The organism is Amycolatopsis sp. SID8362 (genome assembly GCF_010550475.1).
In the GTDB taxonomy this organism is placed as follows: domain Bacteria; phylum Actinomycetota; class Actinomycetes; order Mycobacteriales; family Pseudonocardiaceae; genus Amycolatopsis; species Amycolatopsis eburnea.
In genome coordinates, this window is record NZ_JAAGNB010001670.1 from 1 (window position 1) to 8159 (window position 8159).

Below are 8159 nucleotides of genomic sequence, written 5' to 3' on the forward strand. Positions count from 1 at the left end.
CGACCGCCGCGAAGAAGACGCCGCCGAAGAGGAGGCCGACGCCGAGCGGGACGCGGGAGCCGTCGCCGTCGGTCGCGGGGGCCGCCGCGCCGAGGTAGCCGGCCGGGACCTGGGTCGGGACCGCCGCCTGCGATGCGGTCGTGCCGCCCGACTGGTTGCCCGCCTTCGCGACGAACCCCTTCGGGACCGAGCAGCTGACGCCGCCGAGCACGATGTTCGTCCGCACGTCCTGCAGCGCGGCGCCCTGCGCGTCCTTGACGTGTGTGGTGATCTCGACGCGCCAGCCGGCGACCGCGGTGAAGTCGCCGCCGCGCCAGCCGTCCTGCCGGATCAGCTGGTCGAACGTGGCGACGCGGGTCAGCTTGAGGTCCGAGACCGTGGTGGCCTTGTCGGCGTTCGTGATGTCGCCGGGCGGGCCGAGCTTCAGGTTGGTCAGCTGGAGGCCGGCGGTGCCGCCGGGCACCGGGACGATGCCGAGCGTCCCGTCGGCCTGGCGCACCCACAGCCGCGCGAGGGAAGTGGTGGTGGTGAGCTTCGCCGGACCGGTGCAGTCCACCGCCGACTTCGCGCCTTCGAGCACGAGCACGGTGTTGTCGACCGGCTTCGCGGCCCCCTGCCAGACGTCGCGGAGCGCGTAGTTCGTCTCCGCCACCGCGGTGGGCACCGTGGTCGCCTGCAACGCGGCGACGACGTTGTGGTCGCGGCTCGCGACACCCGGCGGGTACGGGTTCTGCGACGCGCTGTAGCGGCCGAGGTCGATCTGGTAGTGCCCGCCGAAGGTCGCGCGCTCGCCGTCGTCCTTGGGGACGGTGACGCGGTCCGTGCCGAGCTTCGACTGCCCCGGCAGCAGGGGCGAACGCTGCGTTTCGGTGATGAGGGCGCCGCCGCGCTGACCTTCCGCGCCGATCCGGACCGAAGCGATGTTCGCGAACGAGACCGGCCCGGTCTTCTCGTCGACGGCCTGCGTCTGCGCCCCGGCCAAACCCACTCCGACCAGCGGGAACACCACAGCCGTCAGCGCGGCTGCTTTCGTTGCGAAACGGGTCATGTCTCCCCACTGGTGTGCTCCGGGCGCGGCGCCGGCGTGCGAGAAGCGACGAAACGCTCCGCGACAACCTTGCACCGTCGGCCACTACATGCGAAGCCGAAGAGCCAATATCCCACGAACTCACCCGAACGGGGTAATACGACCTGCCGTACCCCGCAGCTCGGCGCCGGGGCGGGGCTCCCATCCGGGGGAACACTAGGATGGGCGGGGCCGTTATCGGCAATGACTACGGAATTCATGGTCCGGACGGGCAGGCTGGAGGCGGGCATGGCGACGGTGACCGGGAGTGGCGCCCAGCCGGGGCTCGCGGAGTGCGCGCCGGGGCCGGCGCCGGTCCACCCGTCCCCGTCGGTACTGACGGACGCGGGCGACCTGCTGCGCGCGCTGGCCGCGCCGGTCCGGATCGCCATCGTGCTGCAGCTGCGGGCCGCCGACCGGTGCGTGCACGAGCTGGTGGACGCCCTCGACGTCGCGCAGCCGCTGATCAGCCAGCACCTGCGGGTGCTGAAGACCGCCGGGGTGGTGCAGGGCGAACGCCGCGGCCGCGAGGTGGTCTACCGGCTCGCCGACGACCACCTGGCGCACATCGTGGTCGACGCCGTAGCCCACGTGCAGGAAGGAAAGTGATGAACCCCGCCGCGTCGCGCAGCCAGGCCCCGGTGCCCGGGCGCCGATCGACCCGGCAGCGAGCCGCGGTCGTCGAGCTGCTGAGCACCGTCGACGACTTCCGCTCCGCCCAGGAACTGCATGACGAGCTGCGCAAGCGCGGCGACGGCATCGGCTTGACCACGGTGTACCGCACGTTGCAGTCGCTGTCGGAGGCCGGCGAGATCGACGTCCTGCGCACCGACTCCGGCGAGGCGATCTACCGGCGGTGTTCCGCGCACCACCACCATCACCTGGTGTGCCGCCTGTGCGGCCGGACGGTGGAGGTCGAAGGACCGGCCGTCGAGCGGTGGGCGGAGAAGATCGCCGCCGAGCACGGGTTTTCGGAGATCTCGCACACGGTGGAGATCACCGGCACCTGCGCGGAACACTGAGCGAACCGGTCACGAGGGCCAGGCCACGTCGTCGATCGCGAGCCACGGCGCGGTGGCCAGTTCGGACGGCGTGAGGCCCGCGATCGCCCGAGTCTCGCGGTGCAGGTGCGACTGGTCGGCGTAGCCGCTTCGCGCGGCCACCGCTGCTGCGGTGTGGCCCGCGGCGAGGAGGTGGGCCGCGTGGTCGAAGCGCACCAGCCGGCCCGCTCGCTTAGGGGTCAGCCCGAGCTGGGCGCCGAACCGGGACCACAAGCGCTTGCGGCTCCAGCCGACTTCTTCGGCCAGCCCCTCGACCCTGACCTGCCCCCGGCCGTCGAGCGTCCGGCGCCACGCTTCGACGACCTCCGGCTCCACCCGGGGCCGGGCCGCCATCCGGCGGGTGAGGATGTCCGTCGCGAGGGCGAACCGGTCGTCCCAGGTCGGCGCGGCGCGCAGCCTCTCCTCGACGCGGGCGGCGTCGCGGCCCCAGACCTCTTCGAGGGTGGCCACGGTGCCGGTCAGCTCGGTCGAGACGTCCAGCAGCGCGGCGGCCACCACCGGCGACAGGCGGATCTGCAGGCACTCGCCTTCGCTGCCTCCGGTCCGGAGGCCGCCCGGGAGCAACCCCGCGACGAAGCTGCCGCACCGGCGCGTACCGCCGGTTTCGCGGATGATGCCGCCCGTTTCGCTCAGGTCGAGCAGCAGGGTGACGGCCGGGTGCGCGACCATCGCGATCGCGACGTCCCCGGGGATCCGCTGGCGGAACCCCGCCATGGTGACGCCCGGGAGCCGCGTGGCCGGGCGCGGGACCGCGACCTCCACGTCCACCCACTGCCAGCCGGTCTCCAGCACGTACGCAGCTTATGCCGGTGAAGCGTCCGCCGTCGCGAAGTGCAGCAGCAGCTCGCTCGTCGGCTCGGGGGCTTCGAGCGGCGGGACGTGCCCGACGCCGGGGAGCAGTTCGACGCGCGCGCCCGGCACCGCGTCGTACTGGTGCGCCGACCGCGGGTCCCAGCGGGGGTCCGCCGCGCCGAACACCACCAGCACGGGCTTTCCGAGACGGGCGAGGCGGTCCGGCACGCTCCGCTCGGCGATGTAGGCGGAATTGGCGCGCAGGATTCTCCGGAACGTGCGGTAGCCGATGGTTTTCAGCTCGGCGACGGCGTCGTCCGGGATCTCCACCGGACGGGCGGTCGTCGCGCGGATTCCCTTGCGGATCACCGCGTCCGAGCGCCGGGGCCACAGGATCGGGCCGAACGGCGGAGCCAGCAGAGCCCGGAGGATCAACGGTTGCGGCAGGAGCGCGTCGAGGCTCGGGCCGGTGCTGATCAGCGCCAGCGACCGCACCAGGTCGGGACGCTGTTCCGCCAGCGCCGTCGCGACGTAGCCGCCGCTGGAGTGCCCGGCCACCGTGACCTGCCGCAGCCCGAGGTCGTCGAGCAGCGCGGCCACGCGGGCGGCCTGCCCCGGCACCGCGTACGACGGCGCGGGCGGCGACTGGCCGCACCCCGGGAGGTCGACCCGGATGACGTGGTGGCGGGCGGCGAGGATCCCGGCCACCGGGCCCCAGGAGGCGCCCGCGGCACCCGACCCGTGGATGAGCAGCAGGGGCGGCGCCTGCCCCGGACCGTCGTGGACGACGTGCATCCCGTGAACAACCATGTGCCGGACGTTAGAGCCGCCGCCGGCCGCCCGTCTTGGACGAATGTCAGTATTCGTAAGGATCCTTGGGGGCCGGGACCGTCGCCAGCGAGGCCGGGGTGAAGTCGGGCGTGTAGCTGTTCGCCCGGGTCGCCGTGCCGGGGACCACCTGGCCGGTCACTCGGATCCAGGCGTCGCTCGCCAGGTGGTCGGCTTCGCCGCCGCGGAGGCGGACCGTCACCGGGAACGCGTCGGCCGCGCAGCAGCTGATCACCAGGCGGGCCAGCAGGGTGCCGCCGTCGTTGTGGACCACGAACCCGGTCAGGGCGACCGTGCGGCCGTTCAAGGTGCCCGCCGCGTCCCAGCCCGCGCGGCTGACGAACTCGTTGACCGCCAACGGAACCGGGTCGCCCGCCGGGAGCGGCGGGAACGACGCCGCGTTGGCCGCCGCCGCGCTGGCCGGAACCCTTGCCTCCGTGCGGATCACCGAGTCGGCGCCCAGCGCCGGGGGTGCGACCAGGAACACCGCCAGGACCGGGACGAGCAGCAGCCACGCCGGGCGGGCCGAGTGGGCATGACCGTGACCGTCGTCCGGGGAAGCCGGTGCGGGCGCGGCACGGGCGGCCAGGAGATCGCGCACGATCGCCACCGCGCCGAGCAGGACCATCACCGCGCCGCCGGCGATGATCCACGGCTGCTGGGCCGGCTTCACGTACCTCAGGTAGTCGCCGTTCACCGCGATCTTGATCAACGCGCCGCCCAGCAGGAGCAGCAGGATGTTCTGCGTCTCGCGTTTCACGCCACACCCACCAGGAGCCCGGCCACGACCGCGCAGGCCATGGCCACCACGAACGTCGCCGGCGCGAAGCGGACCGCGAACGAACGGCCGAACGTGCCTGCCTGCAACGCGAACAGCTTGACGTCCACCGCCGGGCCGACGACCAGGAACACCAGCTTCGGCAGCAGCGGCAACGCCGTCAGGGACGCCGCCACGAACGCGTCCGCCTCGCTGCAGAGCGCCAGCACCACCGCGAGCACCGCCATCACCAGCACGCCGAGCACCAGCTGGTCGCCCAGCACGCCGAACCACTTCGCCGGCACCAGCACGTTCAGCGCCGAAGAGATCAGCGCGCCCAGCACCAGGAAGCCGCCCGCCTCCACCAGGTCCGTGCGGGCCGTTTCGGCGAACACCCGCCACCGCTGCCCGCTCGCCACCTCCGGGAGCCGCCGCAGGGCGCGCGAAGTAATCCACTCGAGCTTGCCCCAGCGGGCCCACAGCCAGCCCATCACCACCGCTGTCGCCAGCGAGCCGGCGAAGCGGGCCAGCACCATCTCCGGCTTGCCGGGGAACGCGACCGCGGTGGCCACCAGCACCACCGGGTTCACCGCCGGCGCCGCCAGCAGGAACGTCAGCGCCGCGGCCGGCGCCACGCCCTGCCCCATCAGCCGGCGCGCCACCGGGACCGACGCGCACTCGCAGCCCGGCAGCGCGACCCCGGCCAGCCCGGCCACGCCGACCGCCGCACCGGACCGGCGGGGCAGCACCTTCTCCAGCACGCGCGCGGGCACGAACGCCGCGATGGCCCCGCTGATCAGCACGCCCAGCACCAGGAACGGCAGCGCCTGCACGCAGACGGCGACGAACACGGTCGACCCGGTGCGCAGCGCGGGTACGTCGAACAGCTGCTGCAGCCAACCCTGGCCGAGGATCGCGATCAGCAGGATCGCGCACAGCACTTCGACCGAGCTGATCCGGAAGCGGCGGGTGCGCCGGCCGGGCTCGGTTTCGGAAGTGGAAACGATGTTCACGGCGACGATGATGCCAGTGCCCACCGACAAGAAACCGGCCGCACCGTCGCGAACGGCCGGATCCGGTCCGTTTCCGACCGGAATCCGCCGTTCGCGGCGGAAACTCCACCCCGTGTGGGTTACCCGGCGGACCCGATACCCGGCAATTCGGTCCGCAGCTGCGAAGCCGTCGACACGACCAGCATGAGCAACGTCCCCAGCGCCGAGGCGTCCAGGCCGGCGGCCGGGAAGGCGTACCGCAGCGTGACGTCGAGCCCGGAGTCCGAGTGCCCGACGCCGAGCGTCCCGAACAGCCCCTGCCCCGCCCGCTCGGCGATCGCGACGGACAGCTCCGGCCCGTCCGCCAGGTCCCAGGCGACCACGCAGGTCAGCGAGAGCACGGTCAGCCCCTCGCCGAGCCGGGTCGCCTGGATGACGCACGGGACGTCGCCGTGGGAGAACGTCAGCGCGCCGTCGTCGTCAACGCGCACCTCGAGGTAGCGCTCGAGCGCTTCCTTCGCCTGCGTCAGCAGTTCCGCGGTCTCGGCCGCTTCGGTCGCGCTCACGAGGAAGCCGCCTGGTCGACCGCGCCGCCGAAGCGGCGATCCCGCTTCGCGAACTCCAGGCAGGCCCGCCACAGGTGCGTCCGGTCGAAGTCCGGGAACAGCGTGTCCTGGTAGACCATCTCGGCGTAGGCGGACTGCCACAGCAGGAAGTTCGACGTCCGCTGCTCCCCCGACGGCCGCAGGAACAGGTCCACGTCGGGCATCTCCGGCTGGTACAGGTACTTGCCGATGGTCTTCTCGGTGACCTTGCCCGGGTCCAGCTTCCCGTCGGCGACGTCGCGGGCGATCCGCTGCATCGCGTCGCCCAGCTCGGCGCGGCCGCCGTAGTTGACGCACATCGTCATGTTCAGCGCCGTGTTGTGCTTGGTCTTCTCCTCGGCCGCCTGCAGCTCCTTGATCACCGACGCCCACAGCTTGGGACGGCGGCCCGCCCACCGGATGCGCACGCCGATCGAGCCGAGGTAGTCGACCTGGCGGCGGATGGTGTCGCGGTTGAAGCCCATCAGGAACCGCACCTCTTCGGGGCTGCGCTTCCAGTTCTCCGTCGAGAACGCGTACACCGAGAGCCACTTGACGCCGATTTCGACGGCACCGGCGGCGACGTCGATCATCACCGCTTCGCCGCGCTTGTGGCCCTCGATCCGCGGCAGGCCGCGCTGGTTGGCCCAGCGGCCGTTGCCGTCCATGACCAGCGCGACGTGCTTCGGCACCAGCTCACGCGGGATTTCCGGCGGCTTCGCGCCCGACGGGTGCGGATCCGGGGCCCGCAGCTCATACCGCGACGCCTTGTTCTCGCGTCCCCTGCGCAGCACTGCGAGCCTCCCTGGATGGGGTGAACCGATCAGTCTCCGACCCTACTGCCCGGGCGCGGCGGCTTCCCGGGCGCGTCGCTCGACGAGGGGAAGCGACCGGAGCTGGCGCTCCAGATGCCACTGCAGGTGCGCCGCGACCAGGCCGCTCGCGTCGCGGCGGGTGCCGGGCAGGGTCGACTCGGCCAGCGGCCATTCGCCGTGCAGGAGGGCGGTGAGCAGGTCGAGGACCTCGGGCGCGGGGTGCACGCAGCCGGGCACCCGGCAGTCCTGGCACATCGAGCCGCCCGCGGCGACGCTGAACGCGACGTGCGGGCCCGGCAGGCCGCAGCGGGCGCACTCGGTGAGCGCGGGCGCCCAGCCGGCGTAGGACATCGCGCGGAGGAAGAACGCGTCGAGCACGAGGGACGCGTCGCGCTCCCCGGCGGCGAGGGAACGCAGGGCGCCGCAGACGAGGAGGTAGAGCTTGAGCACCGGTTCGCCCTCTTCGGCCGAGAGCCGGTCCGCGGTTTCGGCGATCGCGCTGGCCGCGGTGTAGCGCTGGTAGTCCGCGACCAGCGGCAGCTGGAACGCGTCGACGGTCTCGACCTGGGTGATGACGTCGAGCGTCCGCCCGGTGTAGAACTGCACGTCGACGTGGCCGAACGGCTCCAGCCGCGCCCCGAAGCGGGACGACGTCCGCCGCACGCCCTTCGCGACGGCCCGCACCTTCCCGTGCCGCCGGGTCAGCAGGGTGACGATCCGGTCGGCTTCACCCAGCTTGTGCGTGCGCAACACCACCCCGGTGTCGCGGTAGAGGTTCACCACCCCGACATCGTCCCACTTCCGGGCGATGCCGGGGTGGTGCGCCCCGCGGGAATCAGCAGTAGTAGCCCGAGCAGTACGTGGCGGCGGTGGTCAGCGCCACGATCCAGACGATGACCGCGGTCAGGCAGCCGAGGCCGCCGACGATCGTCGCGATCAGGCAGAGCGTCTTGGTCGTCTTCGACGCCTGCTCCGCCATCGCGTAGTTGCCCTGCATCTTGTACGTCTGGACCTCGTTGGACTTCATGATCGCGAAGATCGCGAGGATCCAGAAGAGGAAGATGCAGCCGATCGCCCAGCCCTTGTAGTCCTTGATCTGGTTGATGTCGCCACCACCACCGGGCATGCCGTAGCCGGGGGCGCCGAACCCGCCGGAGGGCGGCTGGCCGTACGGCGCGGGCTGGCCGTACGGTGCCGGCTGGCCGTAGGGCGCGGGCGTGCCGCCGGACGGCGGGCCGTAGCCCGGCTGCTGCGGCTGCTGGCC

11 protein-coding genes are annotated in these 8159 nt (G+C 72.6%); 2 read left to right on the forward strand and 9 right to left on the reverse strand.

Annotation, left to right across the window (positions count from 1 at the left end; translation table 11 throughout):
* Positions 1-1048: hypothetical protein (locus tag G3I65_RS51465; protein WP_160703286.1), on the reverse strand; the 1048-nt coding region annotated here is incomplete at its 3' end.
* A gap of 267 nt (positions 1049-1315) precedes the next feature.
* Here G3I65_RS51465 and G3I65_RS51470 point away from each other — a divergent pair.
* Positions 1316-1675, forward strand: coding sequence for a helix-turn-helix transcriptional regulator (locus G3I65_RS51470; protein WP_160703294.1), 360 nt, complete (start codon positions 1316-1318; stop codon positions 1673-1675).
* Positions 1675-2088 carry a Fur family transcriptional regulator gene (locus G3I65_RS51475; protein WP_160703288.1) on the forward strand — a complete coding sequence of 138 codons (414 nt, stop codon included), beginning with the start codon at positions 1675-1677 and terminating at the stop codon, positions 2086-2088. The genes G3I65_RS51470 and G3I65_RS51475 overlap by 1 nt, the downstream gene beginning before the upstream one ends.
* 9 nt (positions 2089-2097) lie before the next feature.
* Here G3I65_RS51475 and G3I65_RS51480 read toward each other — a convergent pair whose 3' ends face one another.
* The 8 genes from G3I65_RS51480 to G3I65_RS51515 form a co-directional block, all read right to left on the reverse strand.
* The gene (locus G3I65_RS51480) at positions 2098-2919 is read right to left on the reverse strand and encodes a helix-turn-helix domain-containing protein (protein WP_309236082.1); all 822 of its coding nucleotides are present in this window, start codon (positions 2917-2919) and stop codon (positions 2098-2100) included.
* 9 nt (positions 2920-2928) lie between these two features.
* Positions 2929-3729, reverse strand: a complete 801-nt coding sequence (locus G3I65_RS51485; RefSeq protein ID WP_239071964.1) for an alpha/beta fold hydrolase — start codon at positions 3727-3729, stop codon at positions 2929-2931.
* Between the two features lie 46 nt (positions 3730-3775).
* Complete coding sequence (locus G3I65_RS51490; protein WP_160703290.1) at positions 3776-4507, reverse strand: TIGR03943 family putative permease subunit; 732 nt, start codon at positions 4505-4507, stop codon at positions 3776-3778.
* The gene (locus G3I65_RS51495; protein WP_163046905.1) at positions 4504-5511 is read right to left on the reverse strand and encodes a permease; all 1008 of its coding nucleotides are present in this window, start codon (positions 5509-5511) and stop codon (positions 4504-4506) included. The genes G3I65_RS51490 and G3I65_RS51495 overlap by 4 nt, the downstream gene beginning before the upstream one ends.
* A 125-nt stretch (positions 5512-5636) precedes the next feature.
* A complete protein-coding gene (locus G3I65_RS51500) occupies positions 5637-6062 on the reverse strand; it encodes a YbjN domain-containing protein (protein ID WP_160698474.1) in 426 nt (141 codons plus the stop codon).
* The gene (locus G3I65_RS51505) at positions 6059-6874 is read right to left on the reverse strand and encodes an isoprenyl transferase (RefSeq protein WP_086858941.1); all 816 of its coding nucleotides are present in this window, start codon (positions 6872-6874) and stop codon (positions 6059-6061) included. Before G3I65_RS51505 ends, G3I65_RS51500 begins: the two co-directional genes overlap by 4 nt.
* Before the next feature lie 42 nt (positions 6875-6916).
* Positions 6917-7678 (reverse strand): DNA repair protein RecO, encoded by a 762-nt coding sequence (gene recO / locus G3I65_RS51510; RefSeq protein ID WP_160698473.1) that lies wholly within the window; start codon positions 7676-7678, stop codon positions 6917-6919.
* Positions 7679-7730: 52 nt separating this feature from the next.
* Positions 7731-8159: CD225/dispanin family protein (locus G3I65_RS51515; RefSeq protein ID WP_160698472.1), on the reverse strand; the 429-nt coding region annotated here is incomplete at its 5' end.

What these genes read in the sequence shown, in the direction of transcription:
- G3I65_RS51470 (WP_160703294.1), top strand. Translation starts at nt 1,316, where the DNA reads ATGGCGACGGTGACCGGGAGTGGCGCCCAGCCGGGGCTCGCGGAGTGC.
- G3I65_RS51475 (WP_160703288.1), top strand. Translation starts at nt 1,675, where the DNA reads ATGAACCCCGCCGCGTCGCGCAGCCAGGCCCCGGTGCCCGGGCGCCGA.
- G3I65_RS51485 (WP_239071964.1), bottom strand. Translation starts at nt 3,729, where the DNA reads ATGGTTGTTCACGGGATGCACGTCGTCCACGACGGTCCGGGGCAGGCG.